Genomic DNA, 17550 nt, shown 5'->3' on the forward strand with positions numbered 1-17550 from the left:
GGGTGCTCCGTACGATTGCCCTCATTCGAACGGTTCGGTTGTTGTTCCGCTCGCAGGGGGGTGTCGTCATCGTTGACGATCCGAGTCTCGCTGAGTTGCTGCGTCGTCATCGGCAGGCGGCTCGTCTGACGCTCGAACAGCTCGCGGATGTCTCCGGGGTAAGTGCCAGGACGCTGTCCGACATGGAGCGTGGCCGCAGCAGAGGGCCCCAGCACCGGACGGTCGTCGCGGTGGCGCAGGCTCTCGCCTTGGCGGAGGCTGACCGCAAGCGGCTCGTCGAGATGGCGCGCGATGGTCGTCTGCGGGATCACTGGGGGCGGCCCAGCGGGCTGTGTGAACTGCCGCGCGCGGTGGACGATTTCACTGGCCGGGGCGCGGAACTGGGCTGGATCGATGCTCTGGCCCGGACTCCTGATCCGCCCGGCAGTGCCCTGGTGGGGCTTGTCACGGGTTCGGCCGGGTCGGGGAAGACGAGCTTTGTGATCCGTGCCGCGCACACACTGCGGCCGGACTTCGCTGACGGGGTGCTCTTCCTCGATCTGTTGGGCATGGCCACGCATCCCCGTTCGTCGTTCGACGCGCTGGGTCTGCTGCTGGGGGCACTGGGGATCACGGAGCGGCAGGTGCCGACCGGTCCGGAGGAACGGGCCTCGCTGTACCGGTCGTTGCTGGGTGAGCGCCGGATCCTGGTGGTGCTGGACAATGCCGCCTCCGAGGAGCAGGTCCGTCCGCTGCTGGGGGCGGGGGGATCCAGCCGGGTCCTGGTCACCAGCCGACGGCTGCTGGCGGGCATGGAGGGGGTGCGCCGCCTGGTGTTGGGCCCGCTGCAGCTGCCGGAGGCCACGGAGCTGCTCACCGGCATCGTCGGCGAGCGGGCCGCCACCGATGGGCAGGCCGCGCTGGACCGGCTGGCCCGTTTGTGCGGAGGGCTGCCGCTGGCGCTACGGATCATCGGCAACCGGCTGGTGAGCCGCCCGCGGTGGAGCGCGCAGGAACTCGCCGCTCGTCTGGCGGATGAGGAGCGTCGTCTGGAGCAGTTCACCGCGGGCGACTTGAAGATCGCCAATGCGTTCGGGATGTCGTACGAGCAGCTGGGCTCCGTGGCCCGGCGGGTGTTCCGGCGTCTGGCGGCGGTTCCCGGCCCGGACTTCGATGCCGCTCTCGCGGCGGTGGCGGGCGGTATCGGTCTCGGTGACAGCTGGGACGCGTTGGACGAGCTCGTCGATCTCGGGCTGCTGCAGGACGGCACCTCGGGCCGCTACCGCTTCCACGACCTGGTCGGCCTCTTCGCCCGGGACCGGCTGCGGCGGGAGGAGTCGCAGGCCGACCGGACCACGGTCGCCCTGGAGGTGCGGTCGTGGCTGCTGCGGATGGCGACCATGGCCGGGCGCTGGTTCGAGCCCGGCTACGGCAAACCCGACCGGCCCGGCCTCGACTTGACCGTCCTGGCGACGACGCAGGAAGCCGACACGTGGCTGCGGGCCAACGTGGACAGCTGGCTCGGGGCACTACGCCAAGCCAGGGCGGCCGGGGAGGACCAAGCGGTGCTGGACTGCGCCGAGTCCATGCACTGGTACTCGGACCGGTGGATCCACGGTCCGCACTGGCGGGAGGTCTTCACGCTCGGCGCGGAGGCCGCCGCCTCGCTGGGGGATCTGCCTCAGCAGGCCACCCAGCTGAACTACCTGTCCTGGGTGCACAGCACGCCGATGAACGATCCGGTGCCCGCCCTGCGGTATGCGACCCAGGCACTGGACTTGGCCGTGCGCAGCGGTGCGGCGGCGCAGGTCGCCTGGGCCCACAACTACCAGTCGGTGGCCCAGCGCAAGCTGGGGCAGTTCGACGCGGCCGTCAGCGCCGCGTACCGGGCGGTCGATTCCTTCAAGGCGCTGGGCGACAACGACTCGCACCTGACCTGCATGGGCAATCTCGCCCACTGCCTGCGCGACGCCGGACGCCACCGTGAGGCCGTGGAGCACTACCACGAGGCCATCGCACTGCTCGACGACGGCTACGACGTGGCACCGACCCTGGCCGAGTATCTGCGCACGCACATGGCGGCGGGGCTCGGGCTGAGCCTGCGGCAACTCGGCGAGCGCGCGCAGGCCATCACCGCCCTCACCCAGGCGGACTCGGCCCTGGGAAAGGACCCCAGCTACGTCAACTGCCTTGTCCTGGAGGCCCTTGCTCCTTTGCTCGCCGAGACCGGCCGGGTGCAGGAGAGCCGTCGCGCCTATGCCCGCGCGGCCGAGGTCTACGAGGCGATCGGTGACGTCGAAGGACACCGGCGCTGCCGGCGACTCGCCGTCACTGAGTGACCTTCGTGGGACGCGAGGCGGACGCTTCGCGGGCGGTTGTGCGCAGAACTTCTGCGTGCTGTTCTGCATGGTCCGCCCCGGCTCGGACGGCTTCACTGGGGGGCACCGGACAGGCGCTGGGCCTGTCCCTCTCCGGCAGGAGTGACCATGGCGACCATCAGGAACATCGTGCTGGTGCACGGCGGGTTCGTGGACGGCTCGGGCTGGCAGGGCGTCCACGAACAGCTCACCGCGGACGGCTACCGGGTGCACATCGTGCAGAACCCGACCCAGTCGCTGGCCGGCGACGTGACGGCCACTCACCAGATCCTCGACGCCCTCGACGGACCGGCCGTGCTGGTCGGCCACTCCTACGGCGGCGCCGTCATCACCGAGGCCGGCAACCACCCCAACGTCAGCGCACTCGTCTACGTCACCGCGTTCGCCCCGGACAAGGGTGAGTCGGTCAGCACCCTGATCGCCGACCCGCCGCCCGGCGCACCGGTGCCGCCGATCCTGCCTCCTCGGGACGGGGTGCTGTTCCTGGACCGTGCCAAGTTCGCCGACTCCTTCGCCGCTGACCTGCCCGCCGTCCAGGCCGCGTTCCTCGCGGACTCCCAAGTGCCCTGGGGAGTGGCGGCACTTGAAGGTGCCGTCTCGGAGCCGGCCTGGCGGACCAAGCCCGCCTGGTACCTGGTGGCCACCGACGACCGCATGATCCCGCCGCCCGCGCAGCGCGCGATGGCCGAGCGGACCGGCGCGACCGTCTCCGAGACCCCCGGCAGCCACGCGGTCTACATCTCCCGCCCCGCCACGGTCGCCGCCGTCATCACCCAGGCCGCCGAAGGCCGCGGCGGCAACGCGTAACCCCATCGCCGCGCCACCATCCTCGTGCCCTGGACGGCACCATCCGCCCGGGGCACGCCTTTGTCCACACGAGGGAGATGCTCATGCCCGCACGCCCCATGTTCACCCGCCGCAGAGTCCTCGCCACCGGCGCGGCCGCCGCGGCATCCGCCGCGGTCCTCGCCCCGCACCCCGCCACCGCCGCGACCGGCAGCACGCACTCGCCGGGCGCCCGGCCGACGATCGTGCTGGTCCACGGCGGCTACGCCGATTCATCGTGCTGGAACGCGGTCATCCAGCAACTGCAGAGCAAGGGCTACGACACGATCGCCGGATCGAACCCGCTGCGGGGCATCCCCACCGACGCCCCGTACATCGCGAGCCTGCTGGACTCCATCAGCGGGCCGGTCGTGCTGGTGGCGCATTCCATGGGCGGCACCGTCATCACGAACGCCGCGGCGGGCAAGAGCAACGTCAAGGCGCTGGTCTACATCGCGGCGTTCGTGCCGGACGTGGGCGAGAGCCAGGCCGATCTGATCGCCAAGTTCCCCGGCAGCGAGGTCCAGGCGGTGAGCGTGCCCGTCCCTTACACGAAGCCGGACGGCACCACCGGCACCGACCTGTATCTGAGCAAGGACGGCCAGGCCGCGTTCGCGGCCGACCTGTCCCCGTCCGCATTCCGGCTCCTTCAGGCCACGCAACGCCCGTTCGACGCGGACTCCTTCACCTACACGACCCAGGCCGCTGCGTGGCGGACGATCCCGTCGTGGGGGCTGGTCGCCGGCCGCGACCGGACGATCCCGCCCGCGACCGAACGCTGGATGTACCAGCGGGCCAAGTGCCGCAAGGTCGTCGACGTACCCACCTCGTCGCACGTCGCGATGATCAGCCACCCCAAGGCCACCGCGCAGCTGATCGAGGACGCCGCCCGCGCCATCCGGTGACGCACCTCCGGCCCCGGCCCGCTCAGGGCCGGGGCACGGGGCGACGGAGCACTACTTCTGGACCGTGTACCGCAGTTGGGCGAAGCCGCCGCCGACGCCGGTGGCCCGTGCCGATCAGGACTGGGCGACGCTGATGATGAACACGCTGACGAGCCGGGCGGCACCGGCACGAGCGGCACACCAGGATGACGCGGCACCCGCCCCCGCTGGTTCACGAAGGTGCGTGGGCACGCCAAGCGCGTCAGGTGTTGGGGGACAGTGTCTTCATGGCGACGTAGCTGGTGACGGTGGCCACGCCGGGCAGGCTGGCCAGCTGGTTGGCGTGGAGGTTCTCGTACGCGGGCAGGTCGGCCACCTCGATCTGGAGCAGGTAGTCGAAGTTGCCGGTGATGTGGTGGCAGGCGATCACCTCGGGCAGCTGTGTGACCTTGCGCTCGAACGCGACCACGTCGGGGCGGGTGTGCCGCATCAGCCGTACGCCGGCGAACACCCGCAGGCCGCGATCGATGGCGGCGGGGTCGATCAGTGCGCGGTAGCCGCGGATGACCCCGGCTTCCTCAAGCTGGCGCACGCGCCGCAGGCAGGGGGACGGCGACAGTCCGACCTGGGCGGCGAGTTCGGCGTTGCTGATACGGCCGTTCTTTTCGAGTACGGCCAGGATCGACCGGTCCACTTCATCCATGGAAGCAGAATATTGCGCTGGAGTGCCTGCTAGCACAATCTTGTGCCTGCCGAGGGAGCAATTTACTGCCAACGTTGCGGCGATTCGGGCATCTACGACTGCCGGAGGGCCAGGCTGGATGGCGTACCCCGCCGGTCCACGGAAGGTCAGCCATGCCGGGCAACAGCACCATCGCCGTTCACGCCGATCGCGACATCCACCCCAGCCGCGCCGTGGCGCCACCCATCTACCAGACCGCGACCTTCTCGGCCGAGGACGCGGAGACGTTCGCGCAGGCCGCCGTCGATCCGCGCGGCACCAACTTCTACACCCGCTTCGGCAACCCGAACCATGCACAGGCCGCAGCCGTCGTCGCGGAGTTGGAGGGCACGGAGGCCGCGATGGTCACCGCCTCAGGGATGGCGGCGATCACCACGGCCGTGCTGGCCGTGGTGTCCGCCGGTGACCATGTCATCGGGCAGCAGTCCACCTACGGTGGCACGGCCTCGGTGCTGCAGAACCTGCTGCCGCGCCTGGGGGTGTCGACCACCCTGGTGGACCAGACCGACCCCGAGGCGTTCGCCCAGGCTCTGACCCCCCGGACGCGCCTGATCCTGGTGGAGACGCCGAGCAATCCGCTGCTACAGATCACCGACCTGCGGGCCGTCGCCGAGCTGGCCCGCGCCCACGGCGCGCTGACCCTGGCGGACAACACCTTCGCCACGCCCTTGAACCAGCGCCCCGTGGACTTCGGCATCGACCTGGTCATGCACAGCGCCACCAAGTACCTCAACGGCCACTCCGACGTCTCCGCCGGAGCGCTCGCGGGGCCTGCGGAGATCCTGGACCGCATCTGGGACACCAGCCTGCTCACCGGCGCCACGCTCGGCCCGGTCGACGCCTGGCTGCTGCTGCGCGGCATACGCACCCTGCCGCTGCGGATGCCGCGCCACAACGAGAACGGTCTCGCTCTCGCACGGGCGCTCCACGAGCATCCAGCGGTGGCCACGGTGCACTACCCCGGGCTGGTGACGCACCCGCAGCACAAGCTGGCCCTCGACCAGATGAGTGGCTACGGCGGGGTGCTCAGCGTCGAGTTCGCCGGCGGTTTCGAGACCGCCGACGCCTTCCTCGGCCACCTGCGCTACCCGCGACGCTCGGCGAGCCTGGGCGGCGTGGAATCACTCGCCGTGCACCCGGCGTCCATGTGGCGCGGCATGCTCGACGAGGAACAGATCGCCGCAGCCGTTCCGCCTGGCCTGATCCGGCTGGCAGCAGGGACCGAGGACACGTCCGACCTGGTCGCGGACGTGCTCGCCGCGGCCGACGCGGCGCGCACCTGAGCGACCGGCGCGGGCTTCGGTCACGCCCCTCGGCGGCGAGCCCAGGGCTGTGCATCCGCCTGCCCTTGCAGGCCCGGACAGGATCGACCGGCTCGCCCCGTCCGAGCGGCAGATTATTGCTCGTTCACCCCCTCCAGCACGGCCTGATAGCCGGGTCTGGCGCAACTTGCTGCCAAAACTGCCGCCATCGCGCGCACCCGGCAGGCAGCCGGATAAACGCTTGAGGGGGTCACGAATTTGCACGAACTGGAACATTTACCTGAAGGAGCCCGCGATGAGGACCCTGCTCACTGGCGGCACCGTGGTCAGCATGGACCCGGCGGTCGGCGATCTCGACCGCGGTGACGTGCTGATCGAGGACGGCGTGATCGTCGAGGTGGCCGAGCGGATCGAGGCACCGGACGCCGAGGTGATCGACGCGAGCGACCGGATCGTCATGCCCGGCTTCGTCGACAACCACCGCCACAACTGGCAGACCGCTTTCCGTGGCATCGGCGCGGACTGGACGTTCGGCGAGTGGGCGGCGGCCATGCACGGCACCGTCAAGCCGCACTACACGCCCGAGGACGTCTACGTGGCCACCTTGGTCGGCCGCCTGGAGGCGCTGCACTCCGGCATCACCACGATGCTGGACTGGTACCACGTCGCCCAGGGCCCCGAGCACGAGGACGCCGCCGTCGCCGCGCTGCGTGACGCCCCGGCGCGCTCCGTCTTCTGCCTCGGCGCCGGATGGGCCGCCCCGCACTCCGTCGACGATGACATCCGTCGCGTCCGCTCCGCACTGCCGGGCGAGGGCCTGGTCACCATGGCCTGGGGACTGCGCGGCGCCGACGACACCGGCATGGACGCCCTGGCCCGGGAGCTGGAGCTGGCCGCCGAACTCGGCCTGCGCACCAGCCTGCACACCGGGTCCGACGGAACCCAGCGCCCGATCGCCGACATGCACAAGCACGGTCTGCTGCGCGCCACCACGACCTTCGTCCACGGCAACGGGCTGAGCGATGAGGAACTGCGCATGCTCGCCGACGCGGGCAGCTCGATCTCGATCAGCCCGGACGTCGAGCTGAAGATGGGCTTCGGTGCCCCCATGACCGGGCGGGCACTGGCGGCAGGGCTGCGCCCGACCCTGTCCATCGACGTCGTCCCCTCGGTCGCCGGCGACATGTTCTCCGCGATGCGGGTCGCGTTCGCCGCGCAGCGCGGCCTGGACGGCGGCCTGCGCTCGCGCGACCTGCTGGAGTTCGCCACCGCCGACGCGGCCGCCTCGTGCGGGCTCGACGCCCGCACCGGCAGCATCACCCCCGGCAAGGACGGCGACATCATCCTGCTGTGCACCGACGACCTGACCGTGTTCCCGGTGACCGACCCCGTCGGCACCGTGGTCTCCGCCGGGCACGCCGGTCTGGTCGACACCGTCCTCGTCGCCGGCCGCGTCGTCAAACGCGACGGCGCGCTGGTGGACGTGGACCTGGCGACGCTCAAGGCCCGCCTGCTCGCATCCCGCAACCGCATCGCAACGGCAGCCGGGGTCCCGCTCGATGGCACCTGGAACCCGCAGCCCGCAACGAACTAGCCGCACCGAGCACGGCCAACAGCCTGCTCAACCCACCTCGGATAAGGGACAGCCGGCTGATGAAGCTGGTCACGTTCACCAATGTGGGACGTGTGGCGCTCGGCCTCGTGGTCGGCGAGGGCCGGGTACGCGACCCGAGCAGCGTCCCACGAGGTCTGAGATCCCACAGCTTGGGGGTGGGGGTTGGGGGGGGTGGTTCGCCGGTGCGGGTGTGTGGGGGCTGGTCGCGCCCGCGCGGCGGAGCCGCAAATCGATACAGCCCCGCGCTCCTTGGGAGTTGGGGTGGGTTGGGGTGACTCTGGCCGTGTGTCGGTGGGGTGTTGGATGCGCCCGTAGAGTGGAGCGGTGATTGTTACGCAGCCCGTCGATGGCACGGCCGGGGGCCGTCGTTCGGTGCGGTTCGCCGTGTTGGTGGCGGTGTTGTTCGGGCTGTTTCTCATGCACGGTGGGCCGGCCTCGGCAGAGGCGGGCTGTCATGGGGGGATGCCTGTCGATACGGGTGCCTGGCACACCGGACACGCGGTGCACGGGGGTGGCGGCAAGGTCGTCGTGCAGGCGGATCCCTCCATGCGGGGTGTGCAGTGCGTGGCCACTACGCCCCGATCGGCGTTCCCGATTCCTCCGCTGTCCGCGGTCGCCGTCGTCCTCCCGGCGGTGGTCCTGGTGCCGGGAGGGCGCCGTACGTACGACGGCACGCGCCGGCGGGGGCCGCCGCCGAGCGGTCGTCGGCTCCTTCTCCAGGTGTGCGTCGCGCGGACGTGACGAGAGCACCGGGCCGCCGCCCAGCGCCGCGGTCCGGCACCGGCTCTCCCGTTCACCGCGCCTCTTCACGGCGCCCACCTGGAAAGACGTATTCATGTCCCAGCGTTTCCGGACGTCCCGTCATGCCCTGACGGCGGCCGTCGCCACCGCCGCGCTCACCCTCACCCTGGCCGCGTGCGGCTCCGACTCCGGCTCAGATTCCGACTCCGGTTCCGGTTCCGGGCAGCACTCCGGGCACAGCCCGGCCATGCCCGGCATGCCTGGTATGGGTGGCGCCGAGGCCGGTAATGGCCTGGGCGCCGCGAAGGGGGGTTACCGGATGGACCCCGTCACCGCCGCCGCCCTGCCCGCCGGCAAGGCGACCGGCTACCGCTTCACCGTCGCCGGTCCCGACCGGCGGCCGGTCACGGACTTCGCCGTCGACCAGACCAAGCGGATGCACTTCTACGCCATCCGCTCCGACCTCACCGGATTCCAGCACCTGCACCCCACCATGGCCGGCGACGGCACCTGGACCGCGCCGCTGGACGCGCTGCGGCCCGGCACCTGGCGGCTGTACGCCTCCTTCACCCCGGACAGCGGGTCCGGCAAGGGCAAGGGTCTCGTCCTCAGCCGCACCGTCGAGGTGAACGGTACGGCGACGGCCACCCCGCTGCCCAAGGCGTCCGCCACGGCCACGGTCGACGGCTACACGGTCACGGTGAAGGGCGCCCCGATGGCCGGCATGGCCCACCAGCTGACCGCCACCGTCACCAAGGACGGCAAGCCCGTCACCGACCTCCAGCCGTACCTCGACACGTACGCCCACCTCACCGCGTTCCACCGGGGCGACATGGCCTTCGCGCACCTCCACCCGGAGACCGAGGTCGACGGCGACCACGGCGGACCGTCCCTGACCTTCCACGCCGAGTTCCCCGACTCGGGCGACTGGCGGCTGTTCCTCCAGTTCCGTACGGCGGGCCGGCTGCACACCGCGGCCCTGACCCTGAACGTCGGCTGACCCTCCCCGCTCACCGGGCCCTGTCCCACGAAGCCTGTAGGACAGGGCCCGTCCTAGCGGTCCGGTGTCAGCGGCAGGTCGTCCGTGAAGGCGTTGACCGGCTGGGCGACGGTCCGGCTCGCGCGGACGTCGAGGGCCGGTTCCGCGGACCGGGTGCCCAGGGCCCCCCGAGGATGCCAGGTGCCGGTGACGGACAGCCAGGTGTTGGCCGGCGGGGCCTCGGTGCCGTACATGCGGACCTTGACGGACTGGGAGTCGGCCGCGCAGCAGGTGAAGATGATCCGGGTCAGGTACCAGCCGCCGCCGTTTCCGGCGATCGGGGTGACGAAGCCGGTGAGCTGGACCGTACGGCCCTTGATCGCCAGGGCGCGGTCCTGCTGGACGCGGGTGGTGAAGCCCGTGAGGGTCATGGGGACCGGGGAGGCCGCGGGCAGCGCGTCGAAGCGGCTCTGCTTCGTGACGGCCTTGTTCGCCGAGTGCGCCGCCGTGTAGGCGCCGAGGGCCGGTGGGGCGTAGAAGAGCAGGCTGAACGCGGGGAGGAAGAGCAGCCAGGCGACACGGGGGGCGGTGGAGTGGTCGTGGCCGTGGCCGTGGTCGTGGCCGTGGTCGTGGCCGTGGTCGTGGCCGTGGTCGTGGGAGTGGTCCTCGGCGTGGTGGTCCTCGGTGTGGTGGGAGTGGGCGCCTGTCGAGGGCTTCGGGGGTTCAGGGAGGTCGATCCGGCGGGCCGCTCCGCGTCCGTCGAGGGCCGCGTTCGCCACGCCCAGGATCAGCAGGACGAACCCCGACACGATCAGCAGCGGGCGCAGGCCGTCCTTGACGTAGCGCAGGTAGAGGTCCGTGAAGAGGGTCGTGTGCAGCAGGCCGATGCCGGTGAGGGCCAGCAGGGCCGACTGGGCGGGGCGTCTCACAGCAGCGCGCCTCCGATCAGGGCGCTCGCGGCGACCGCCACGACCGTGGTCGCCGTGGAGAAGCGCACGGCGAACGCGCGACCGAAGGTGCCCGCCTGAAGAGCGATCAGCTTCAGGTCGACCATCGGCCCGACGACCATGAACGCCAGCCGCGCGGTCGGCGAGAAACCGGTGAGCGAGGCCGCGACGAACGCGTCGGCCTCCGAGCAGACCGCCAGGAGCACGGCGAGGCCGGCCAGGAAGAGCACCGACAGCAGGGGCGATCCGGAGAACGTGTCGAGGACGGAACGCGGCACGCTCACGTTGAAGGTGGCCGCGGCCATGGCGCCGAGGACGAGGAAGCCCCCGGCGTGCAGGAAGTCGTGCTGGAAGCCCTGGCGGAACTCGGTCCAGCGGCTGTGCCCGTGACGATGGCCGGTGTGCCGTACCGCCGGGCGCAGCCACTTCTCCTTGCCGAGCCAGAGCCACAGCCAGCCCATCAGCGCGGCGGTGGCGAGCGAGGCGAGCAGCCGGGCGGCGACCATCGCGGGGTTGCCGGGGAAGGCGACGGCCGTGGCGGTCAGCACGATCGGGTTGATCGCGGGGGCGGAGAGCAGGAAGGCGAAGGCCGCGGCCGGGGTCACACCCCGGCGGATCAGGCTGTTGGCGACCGGTACCGAGGCGCACTCGCACCCGGGCAGCACCGCGCCCGCCACGCCGGCCACCGGCACGGCGAGGACGGCGCGTTTCGGCAGCACCCGGGTGAACAGGTCGGCCGGTACGAAGGCGTTGATGGCGCCGGACAGGGCGGTGCCCAGCAGGAGGAAGGGCAGCGCCTGGACGGTGATGGCCAGGCAGACGGTGCGCCAGGCCTGGACGGCGGGGTGGCCGAGCCACCCGGCGGCGGCCAGCAGCGGCACCGCCAGCCCGACGGCCGCCACCGCGGACGCGGCGACCAGCGGCCGTACGGGGATCTGGCGGCGTACCGGCGGGCCCGTGGAGACGACCGCCTCCCCGTCGAGAACGCCGACGCTCACCATTTCATCCGTTTTTCCCATTTTCACTCCGGATGTTGGCGTTTGGCCGACGATATGCGAGGGACGCAGTCGTAGCCGTGCGCACACGCCGTCGCGAATGGATGACGGGACGGCGGCGGGATGAATGACGGGGCGGATGGTGGGGTGGGCTGCGGCGCGGATGGCGGGGTGGGACGTCGTGGACGGGATGGGTGAACGGCAGTGCCGTCCCGCCTTACGCGAACATGCCGGGCTCGTAGTGGCCGGCCGGCTGCCGGACCATGACGTTCACCCGGTTGTAGGCGTTGATGAGGGCGATCAGGGCGACCAGGGCGGCGAGCTGCTCCTCGTCGTAGTGCTTGGCGGCGTTCGCCCAGACCTCGTCGTCGACACCGCCGGCCGCGTCCGCGATACGGGTGCTCTCCTCGGCCAGTTCCAGGGCGGCGCGCTCGGCGTCCGTGAACACCGTCGCCTCGCGCCAGGCCGCGACGAGGTTGAGGCGCGGCCAGGTATCGCCGGCGGCGACGGCGTCCTTGCTGTGCATGTCGGTACAGAAGCCGCAGCCGTTGATCTGGCTGGCGCGGAGCAGCACCAGGTGCTGCGTCGCCTCCGGCAGCGACGAGTCGGCGACGACCTTGCCGGCCGCGTTGAAGTGCTTGAGGATCTTGCCGGCGAGCGGGCTGCCGAAGAGGTTCAGACGGGCTTCCATGGCGGGCTCCTGTGTCGTCGTCGGGCGGTCGGGCGGCCGTTCTCGCGGTTTCACTGTCACGACGGGGCGGAGCGCGGGGATGTGACAGGACCGCATGTGACCCGCGCCACAGGCGTTCACGAATCCGCTGAGAATGTGTGCAGGAGAGGCACACCGGGCGCACACAGTCTTCCGAAAGGGTCGTTAGCGTTGCTGGCCGTTCGAGCCCGCGTACGAACGTGACCAGGCCCGGTGCCGAGGCCGCAGGCGCCATCGACTCAGGAAGACCGAAATGGACTACTGCTCCTCGTGCCGTCGGCATCTGAACGGCGCCCTCGTCTGTCCCGGGTGCGGTGCGTACGCCCCTGACATAGCCCCGTCCACGGCCCCGACCGGCCGGCACGGCGCCCCTCAGGGACCCCGGGATCCCCAAGGTCTCCAGGATCTCCACGACCTCCAGGACTTCCGGAACTTCGGCGACCTCCACACCCCGCACCACGCGGCGGCGTTCGACGACGACCTGTACGGCGACCTTCACAGCGACCTGCACGGCGAGACCGCGGCAGCCGCAGCGGCCGACGCGGCCGGCGCGGACGACGCCACGGAGTTCCAGCCGTCCGGCGGCGCGGGCCCCTCCTTCGACGCGCCGCGAGGCCGGGCCGCCCGGCGCCGTCAGCTGGCCCGCTGGAAGAAGAACAAGCGCCGGGCCGCCGTCGCCACCGCCGTCGCCCTCGTCGGCGGCGGCATCACGCTGGCCTCGATGAACAGCCAGTCCACCGACCGCACGCAGGCGGCCTCGGCACCGGACAACCGCAGCATGGGCGTGGCGGGCGAGGAGACCACCGGCGACGAGAGCACCGGCGACGCCACCCCGCAGCCGGCCGCGCCCGGCGCCCACCATCCGGCGCACCGCACGAGCCCTGCGCACCCCCAGCGGCAGACGGCCGGAGCCCCGTACCAGCAGGCCGCGCACGCCGTCGCCGCCGCGCCGCACACCTCCGTGTCGAACGCGCACACCGACTCCGCGGCTGCTTCCGTGCCCGCCCTGACAGCGGCCGTACCGCACCAGGCCTCCTCCGCCCTCGCCACGACCACCGGCAGCAGCACCGGCGGCAGCAGCGGCAGCGGCACGACGAGCACCGGTCAGACCAGCGTGGCCCCGGCGCAGCAGCCGGCGGCCACCCCCGCGCCCGCGCAGACCGGCGGGACGAGCACCTCCGGCACACCCCAGACGCCCCCCTCCCCCGCGGCGACCCACCCGAACCAGCTGTGCCTGGTCGTCCTCTGCCTGGGCGGCTGACAGTCGTCCTGATCTCTGGGCGGCTGACGGCTGACGGAATGACGGCTCAGTTGTTCCAGGTCTCGTCGTAGGGATCGCGCGGGGTCGGCACCGGCTTCGCCCGGTCGACCCTCAAGTACGGGATCGGGCCGTCGTTCACCGGGTCGCGGGTCACCCCGGGCGTGTAGGTGCCGGTCACCTCCAGCCAGGCGTCCGGCTGGAGGACCGGCGGCAGCTCGCCCCTCAGGGCGATCTTGACCGGCTGGGCGTCCGCCGCACAGCAGTTGAGGGCCATCCGGACCAGGTACGGGGTGCCCCCGTGGTCCAGGGCGAGGAAACCGGTGACGCGGACGGTACGGCCGTGCAGCGAGCGGCCGTTCCCGTAGGCGGCGCGTGAGGCGTAGTCCACCACGCTCAGCGGGACCGGGTCACCGGCGGGCAACCTGTCGTATCCGTACGGCTGTTGCAGCGCGGTCCCGGTCCGCACGGCGCTGTACGAGCCGAGGGCCGGCGGCGCGACGAGGATGAGCGCGAGCAGGGGCAGCACGAGGAGCCAGGAGATACGGGGCTCGGGGTGCGGGGTGCCGGCGTCGGCGTGGGCGCCGGCGTGGGCGTGACCGGCATGGGCGTGGGTGTCGCCGGCGTCCTCCGAGCGGGACGCCTTCGCGCGCCGGCGCTCGTACCAGGCCGTCGCCGCGGCCACCGCGATCAGGACGGCTCCCGAGGCCAGCAACAGGGGTTGCAGGCCCGCCTTCACATAGCGCAGGTACAGGCCGGTCGAGCCCGCGTGCAGCAGGGCCGCGCCGAGCAGGAACATGACCGCCGCCTGGGCCTGCCGGTTCACAGCAGCACCGCCCCGGTCAGCAGGCCGCCCGCGACGGCGAGGGCGAAGGTCGCGGGGGCGAAGCGGAGCGCGAAACCGCGCCCGAAGGTGCCCGCCTGCATCGCGAAGAGCTTGAGGTCGATCATCGGGCCCACCACCAGGAACACCAGCCTGGCCGTCAGCGAGAACTGGGTCAGCGACGCGGCCACGAACGCGTCCGCCTCCGAGCAGATGGACAGGACCACCGCCAGGACGGCGAGGGCGAGCACGGAGAACACCGGGCTGTCGGCGGCCGTGCGCAGCCAGGACGCCGGGGCCACCGCCTTGAGGGTGGCCGCCGCCATCGCGCCCAGCACCAGGAAACCGCCCGCGTGCATGGTGTCGTGACGGACCGAGTCCCAGAACGCCTCCCCCTTGGTCGCGCCCTCGTGCGCCGCGTGGGCCGGCGGGCGCAGCCAGTCCGTGCGGCCCAGCCGCTGCCACAGCCAGCCCATCACGCAGGCCACGAGGAGGCTCGCCACGAAGCGGGCCAGGACCATCACGGGGTCGCGCGGGAACGCGACCGCCGTCGCCGTCAGCACGATCGGGTTGATCGCCGGGGCGGAGAGCAGGAAGGCGAGGGCCGCGGCCGGGGTCACGCCCCTGCGCACCAGCGCGCCCGCCACGGGGACGGATGCGCACTCGCAGCCCGGCAGCACCGCGCCCGCCATCCCGGCCACCGGTACGGCGAGCGCCGGGCGGCGCGGGAGGGCACGGGCGAAGAAGGAGGGCGGCACGAAGACCGCGATCGCCGCCGAGAGCAGCACGCCCAGGACGAGGAAGGGCAGCGCCTGGACCGTCACGGCCACGAACACCGTCATCCAGCTCTGCATCACCGGGGTGCCGAGGGCCCCGCGGATCGGGGACTGCGCGAGCACCGCCAGGACCAGCAGCAGCGTCAGCAGCAGCGGAGAGCTGAGGCGCCGCGCGTCCGGGGCGGAGTCCCGCATGTCCGGCGCGGAGTCGGGGACGGGGATGGGAGCGGGGACAGGCTCGGGGACGGGGACAGGCTCGGGAGCGCAAGCGGGCTCGGGGACGGGGACAGGCTCAGGGGAGAAAGCGGGCTCGGGGGCGGGCCCGGGGTCGGGGACGGCGGTCCCCAGTCGGGCGTCTTCGGTGATGGCCACGGATGGGTACCTCCGGCTGTCCACTGCTCCACTGCTCCGCTGCTCCACTGCTCCACTGCTCCGCTGCTCCACTGCTCCGCTGCTCCGCTGCTCCACTGCTCCGCTGCTCCACTGCTCCGCTACTCCACTGCTCCGCTACTCCGCTACTCCCTCATACGCGCTGCCCCGCAAGCCCGTTCAGCTACTTGCTGGAACCACCCGTCTCCTTGGGGCAGTCTTTCCCCTCGTGGCGAGCGTTCCGTACCAAGGTGGACCCAGTGACACGTCGGCGCACATGGTGGTGTGCGGCGACGACGGACTCGCGCACCGGCTGACGGCCGAGTTGCGCGGTGTCTACCGCGAGCAGGTCGTCCTCGTCGTACCCCCGCACGAGGGAACCGCGCGGCCCCCGGTGGTCGGGCGGGCCCGGTCCGCCTCGGCGTCGCTGTTCGACCGGGTGGTCAGCGCGACGGTCGGGAGGGGCGGCGGCAACGGGAACACCACCACACCCCCGAGCGGCGGCCCCGGGCACGGCAGAAGCGGAAGCGGAAGCGGAAGCGGCAGAAGCGGAAGCGGCGGCAGTGGCAGCAGCGGCAGCGGAGGAAGCGGCGGGACCTCGGGCAGCGCCGGCAGCGGTGGGCAACGGGGCGACGGCGAGCGCGTGTTGGAGGCCTCCCTGCCCACCGAGGCCGTCCTCGCCGAGGCCGGTGTGGAACGGGCCGCCGCGCTCGCCCTCGTGTACGACGACGACGAGACCAACATCCGCGCCGCGCTCACCGCCCGCCGGCTCAACCCGCGCCTGCGCCTCGTCCTGCGGCTCTACAACCGGCGGTTGGGTCAGCACATCGAGGAACTCCTCGACCAGGCAGCCGCGTTGGCCGCCGGGGACGGCGAGGAGGACACCCTGGAGGCCTCCACGACCGTCCTGTCCGACGCCGACACCGCCGCGCCCGCGCTCGCCGCGACCGCCGTCGCCGGCACCAGCAAGGTCGTCCAGACCGAGGGTCTGCTGCTGCGGGCCGTGGAACGGACCCCGCCCCCGGGCGGCCTCGTCACCGACCCCGGGCTGTGCACCCTCGCCCTGCTGTCCACGGTCGAGGACGGCAGGGAGCACGGGCCCCGGCTGCTCCCGGACGACGAGGAGGTGAGCCAGGCCCTCGGGCGCCCCTCCGTCGTCCTGGAGCAGGTCTCCGACGCCGGCGCCGCGGCCTCGGCGACCACCGCGCGCGGGGTGGGCGCGGTGCCGCCGCTCGCCTCGCTGTTCTCGCGGCGGCTGCGCTGGTCGCTGGCCGGGCTCGTGGGGTGCGTGGGCGCGCTCGCCGTCGCGCTGTGGGCGGTCACCGGCATCCATCCGCTGGGGGCCTTCTATCTGACGCTGCTGGACATGTTCGCGATCGACGACCCGGCGCTCGGCAAGTCCCTCGGGCGGCAGATCCTGCAACTGCTGTCCGGGCTCATGGGGTTGCTGCTGCTGCCGGTCCTGCTGGCCGCCGTGCTGGAGGCGCTGGGTACCTTCCGCACGGCCTCCACGCTGCGGAAACCGCCCCGCGGACTGGGCGGACACGTGGTGCTGCTGGGGCTGGGGAAGATCGGCACCCGCGTGCTGACCCGGCTGCGGGAACTGCACGTCCCCGTGGTGTGCGTGGAGTCCGACCCGGACGCGCGGGGACTCGCGACGGCGCGGCGGCTGCGGGTGCCGGTGGTGCTCGGGGACGTCACGCAGGAGGGCGTGCTGGAGGCCGCGAAGATCCATCGCGCCCACGCGCTGCTCGCGGTGACCAGCGCGGACACGACGAATCTGGAGGCCGTGCTGTACGCGCGGTCCGTGCGGCCCGATCTGCGGGTGGTGCTGCGGCTGTACGACGACGACTTCGCGACCGCGGTGTACCGCACCCTGCGTGCCGCGCACCCCCAGGCGTCGACCCGCAGCAGGAGCGTGTCCCACATGTCCACGCCCGCGTTCGCCGGGGCGATGCTGGGGCGGCGGATCCTGGGGGCGGTTCCCGTGGAGCGGCGGGTGCTGCTGTTCGCCTCGGTCGAGGTGGCCGGGAACCCGGAGCTGGAGGGCCGGACCGTGCGGGACGCCTTCCGCGCGGGCGCGTTCCGGGTGCTGGCCCTGGAGGGGCGCCCGGACGTCCGCGGCGATCATGTGCTGACCAAGGACGACCGTGTCGTGGTCGCCGCCACCCGCCGGGGCCTGGCCGAACTGACCTGACCCGTGGCCCTGGGGTCCACCCAGGGCCACGCGCGGACGCTCCATACGGCCGGGGCAGGTGCGCGGACGCT

The 17550-nt window shown here is 72.2% G+C and carries 15 protein-coding genes; 9 read left to right on the top strand and 6 right to left on the bottom strand.

Annotated features, from left to right (window positions below; translation table 11 throughout):
• The first annotated feature begins 2 nt into the window (after nt 1–2).
• The 3 genes from ACGFYV_RS24770 (at nt 3) to ACGFYV_RS24780 (ending at nt 4087) form a co-directional block, all read left to right on the top strand.
• Nucleotides 3–2318: a tetratricopeptide repeat protein gene (locus ACGFYV_RS24770; RefSeq protein WP_393880630.1), complete on the top strand. Its 2316-nt coding sequence runs from the start codon at nt 3–5 to the stop codon at nt 2316–2318.
• 147 nt (nt 2319–2465) lie between these two features.
• Nucleotides 2466–3164 carry an alpha/beta fold hydrolase gene (locus tag ACGFYV_RS24775; RefSeq protein WP_393880631.1) on the top strand — a complete coding sequence of 233 codons (699 nt, stop codon included), beginning with the start codon at nt 2466–2468 and terminating at the stop codon, nt 3162–3164.
• Nucleotides 3165–3247: 83 nt separating this feature from the next.
• Nucleotides 3248–4087 carry an alpha/beta fold hydrolase gene (locus tag ACGFYV_RS24780; RefSeq protein WP_393880632.1) on the top strand — a complete coding sequence of 280 codons (840 nt, stop codon included), beginning with the start codon at nt 3248–3250 and terminating at the stop codon, nt 4085–4087.
• A gap of 241 nt (nt 4088–4328) precedes the next feature.
• Here ACGFYV_RS24780 and ACGFYV_RS24785 read toward each other — a convergent pair whose 3' ends face one another.
• Nucleotides 4329–4769, bottom strand: a complete 441-nt coding sequence (locus ACGFYV_RS24785) for an Lrp/AsnC family transcriptional regulator (protein WP_393880633.1) — start codon at nt 4767–4769, stop codon at nt 4329–4331.
• A gap of 152 nt (nt 4770–4921) precedes the next feature.
• On the opposite strand from ACGFYV_RS24785, the gene ACGFYV_RS24790 reads away from it, so the two are divergent.
• From ACGFYV_RS24790 to ACGFYV_RS24805, 4 genes are all read left to right on the top strand, one after another.
• Complete coding sequence (locus ACGFYV_RS24790; protein WP_393880634.1) at nt 4922–6091, top strand: trans-sulfuration enzyme family protein; 1170 nt, start codon at nt 4922–4924, stop codon at nt 6089–6091.
• A 274-nt stretch (nt 6092–6365) separates the two neighbouring features.
• A complete protein-coding gene (locus ACGFYV_RS24795) occupies nt 6366–7664 on the top strand; it encodes an amidohydrolase family protein (RefSeq protein WP_393880635.1) in 1299 nt (432 codons plus the stop codon).
• Between the two features lie 483 nt (nt 7665–8147).
• Entirely contained in the window at nt 8148–8426 is a 279-nt protein-coding gene (locus tag ACGFYV_RS24800) for a hypothetical protein (RefSeq protein WP_393880636.1), read from the top strand.
• 94 nt (nt 8427–8520) lie between these two features.
• A complete protein-coding gene (locus ACGFYV_RS24805) occupies nt 8521–9426 on the top strand; it encodes a hypothetical protein (protein ID WP_393880637.1) in 906 nt (301 codons plus the stop codon).
• Nucleotides 9427–9479: 53 nt separating this feature from the next.
• Here the strand turns inward: ACGFYV_RS24805 and ACGFYV_RS24810 are convergent, their stop codons facing one another.
• From ACGFYV_RS24810 to ACGFYV_RS24820, 3 genes are all read right to left on the bottom strand, one after another.
• Nucleotides 9480–10334 (bottom strand): TIGR03943 family putative permease subunit, encoded by an 855-nt coding sequence (locus tag ACGFYV_RS24810; protein ID WP_393880638.1) that lies wholly within the window; start codon nt 10332–10334, stop codon nt 9480–9482.
• Nucleotides 10331–11353: a permease gene (locus ACGFYV_RS24815; protein ID WP_393880705.1), complete on the bottom strand. Its 1023-nt coding sequence runs from the start codon at nt 11351–11353 to the stop codon at nt 10331–10333. Before ACGFYV_RS24815 ends, ACGFYV_RS24810 begins: the two co-directional genes overlap by 4 nt.
• Before the next feature lie 211 nt (nt 11354–11564).
• Nucleotides 11565–12038 carry a carboxymuconolactone decarboxylase family protein gene (locus ACGFYV_RS24820; protein ID WP_393880639.1) on the bottom strand — a complete coding sequence of 158 codons (474 nt, stop codon included), beginning with the start codon at nt 12036–12038 and terminating at the stop codon, nt 11565–11567.
• Between the two features lie 271 nt (nt 12039–12309).
• On the opposite strand from ACGFYV_RS24820, the gene ACGFYV_RS24825 reads away from it, so the two are divergent.
• Nucleotides 12310–13317 carry a hypothetical protein gene (locus tag ACGFYV_RS24825; protein ID WP_393880640.1) on the top strand — a complete coding sequence of 336 codons (1008 nt, stop codon included), beginning with the start codon at nt 12310–12312 and terminating at the stop codon, nt 13315–13317.
• 46 nt (nt 13318–13363) lie between these two features.
• Here ACGFYV_RS24825 and ACGFYV_RS24830 read toward each other — a convergent pair whose 3' ends face one another.
• Together ACGFYV_RS24830 and ACGFYV_RS24835 are read right to left on the bottom strand one after the other, a co-directional pair.
• Nucleotides 13364–14140 carry a TIGR03943 family putative permease subunit gene (locus tag ACGFYV_RS24830; protein WP_393880641.1) on the bottom strand — a complete coding sequence of 259 codons (777 nt, stop codon included), beginning with the start codon at nt 14138–14140 and terminating at the stop codon, nt 13364–13366.
• Nucleotides 14137–15108: a permease gene (locus ACGFYV_RS24835; RefSeq protein WP_393880706.1), complete on the bottom strand. Its 972-nt coding sequence runs from the start codon at nt 15106–15108 to the stop codon at nt 14137–14139. The genes ACGFYV_RS24830 and ACGFYV_RS24835 overlap by 4 nt, the downstream gene beginning before the upstream one ends.
• Nucleotides 15109–15559: 451 nt before the next feature.
• Here ACGFYV_RS24835 and ACGFYV_RS24840 point away from each other — a divergent pair, with 451 nt between their 5' ends.
• Entirely contained in the window at nt 15560–17479 is a 1920-nt protein-coding gene (locus ACGFYV_RS24840) for an NAD-binding protein (RefSeq protein ID WP_393880642.1), read from the top strand.
• Nucleotides 17480–17550 lie beyond the last annotated feature (71 nt).

This window comes from Streptomyces sp. NPDC048297 (genome assembly GCF_043201585.1).
Lineage (GTDB): Bacteria > Actinomycetota > Actinomycetes > Streptomycetales > Streptomycetaceae > Streptomyces.

Coding starts and splice junctions, on each gene's coding strand:
- ACGFYV_RS24775 (WP_393880631.1), top strand. CDS start 2,466: ATGGCGACCATCAGGAACATCGTGCTGGTGCACGGCGGGTTCGTGGAC.
- ACGFYV_RS24780 (WP_393880632.1), top strand. CDS start 3,248: ATGCCCGCACGCCCCATGTTCACCCGCCGCAGAGTCCTCGCCACCGGC.
- ACGFYV_RS24785 (WP_393880633.1), bottom strand. CDS start 4,769: ATGGATGAAGTGGACCGGTCGATCCTGGCCGTACTCGAAAAGAACGGC.
- ACGFYV_RS24790 (WP_393880634.1), top strand. CDS start 4,922: ATGCCGGGCAACAGCACCATCGCCGTTCACGCCGATCGCGACATCCAC.
- ACGFYV_RS24795 (WP_393880635.1), top strand. CDS start 6,366: ATGAGGACCCTGCTCACTGGCGGCACCGTGGTCAGCATGGACCCGGCG.
- ACGFYV_RS24800 (WP_393880636.1), top strand. CDS start 8,148: ATGCCTGTCGATACGGGTGCCTGGCACACCGGACACGCGGTGCACGGG.
- ACGFYV_RS24805 (WP_393880637.1), top strand. CDS start 8,521: ATGTCCCAGCGTTTCCGGACGTCCCGTCATGCCCTGACGGCGGCCGTC.
- ACGFYV_RS24815 (WP_393880705.1), bottom strand. CDS start 11,353: ATGGTGAGCGTCGGCGTTCTCGACGGGGAGGCGGTCGTCTCCACGGGC.
- ACGFYV_RS24820 (WP_393880639.1), bottom strand. CDS start 12,038: ATGGAAGCCCGTCTGAACCTCTTCGGCAGCCCGCTCGCCGGCAAGATC.
- ACGFYV_RS24825 (WP_393880640.1), top strand. CDS start 12,310: ATGGACTACTGCTCCTCGTGCCGTCGGCATCTGAACGGCGCCCTCGTC.
- ACGFYV_RS24835 (WP_393880706.1), bottom strand. CDS start 15,108: ATGCGGGACTCCGCCCCGGACGCGCGGCGCCTCAGCTCTCCGCTGCTG.
- ACGFYV_RS24840 (WP_393880642.1), top strand. CDS start 15,560: ATGGTGGTGTGCGGCGACGACGGACTCGCGCACCGGCTGACGGCCGAG.